Raw genomic sequence first — 1,245 nt, forward strand, 5'->3', positions numbered from 1 at the left:
AAATCGGAGATAACTTTGACAAATCAGAGGACACACAATGGATAAAAAAGATTTATTAAACAGTGATTTTCTAAAGCAGTTTAAAACCGGAGATGAATTAAAAGAGTTTCTCCATGAGCTTCAAAAAAGAGGTGTCGAACAACTTTTAGAAGGCGAACTTGATGCCCACCTGGGATACGACAAGTACCAAAAGTCAGATAATCCCAATTCCCGAAATGGACATAACACAAAGAAAATCAAAACTGATCATGGTACACATGAGATAAAAGTTCCCCGTGATCGGGATTCCAGCTATTCACCCATGCTAATTCGTAAGCGCCAAAACATGGTAGATGGGATAGAGAATGTTATCATATCGCTTTATGCCAAGGGCATGTCAAACAGTGATATTGAGGAACAAATCAGGGAAGTTTATGATATAGAAGTATCCTCCAGCACAATATCCAGAATTACCGAACGCATTACAGCTGACATCATTGCCTGGCAAAACAGGGCACTGGAACCGGTTTACTTAATTGTCTGGATGGATGGTATTGTTTTCAAGGTCAGAGAAAACTCCAAAGTCATCAATAAAACCATTTATATCGCCATAGGCCTTCGGATGGATGGTCGTAAAGAAGTTCTTGGTTTATGGCTTGGCAAGAATGAATCTGCAGCATTTTGGATGTCTGTCCTGACCGATATGAAAGCCCGTGGTGTCAGGGATATCCTGGTTACTGTCACAGATAACCTAAATGGATTTACAGAAACCATTGCAACAGTCTTTCCTGAGTCAACCAAGCAAATTTGTGTTGTCCACCAAATCAGGAACAGTACAAAATATGTAGTTTGGAAGGACAAGAAAGCATTTGCTGCTGATATGAAGGAAATATATACAGCTCCCAATAAAGAAGCTGCTGGGGCAGCTCTTGATGTGCTGGAAGATAATTGGAACTCTAAATACTCTTATGCTATTAAAAGCTGGCGTAAAAACTGGGAAGAACTAACCGCATTTTTTGACTTTCCAATGGAGATCCGTAAAATCATTTATACAACTAATATCATTGAAAATCTTAATGGTAAAATCAGAAAATATACCAAAAACAAGACTTCATTCCCAACGGATGAAGCTGTTATGAAGTCTGTTTTTCTTGCTGTTAATGAAGTGACTAAAAAGTGGACCATGCCTATCAGAGATTGGGGCATGATCCTTAATCAGTTTTTAATTATATTTGAGGAACGTTTAAATTTATATTAACCAAATCC

At 38.1% G+C, this 1,245-nt stretch carries 1 protein-coding gene; it reads left to right on the forward strand.

What is annotated here, in order from left to right; genetic code table 11:
• Positions 1 to 37: 37 nt before the first annotated feature.
• Positions 38 to 1,237 carry an IS256 family transposase gene (locus ACE01N_RS20435; RefSeq protein WP_380592924.1) on the forward strand — a complete coding sequence of 400 codons (1,200 nt, stop codon included), beginning with the start codon at positions 38 to 40 and terminating at the stop codon, positions 1,235 to 1,237.
• The last annotated feature ends 8 nt before the right edge of the window (positions 1,238 to 1,245 follow it).

It is taken from the genome of Quyinboa ferrireducens (genome assembly GCF_042436675.1).
GTDB lineage: Bacteria > Bacteroidota > Bacteroidia > Bacteroidales > UBA5342 > JBHJHP01.

Excerpts from the sequence above, each read along its gene's own strand:
- ACE01N_RS20435 (WP_380592924.1), top strand. The coding sequence starts at position 38 with ATGGATAAAAAAGATTTATTAAACAGTGATTTTCTAAAGCAGTTTAAA.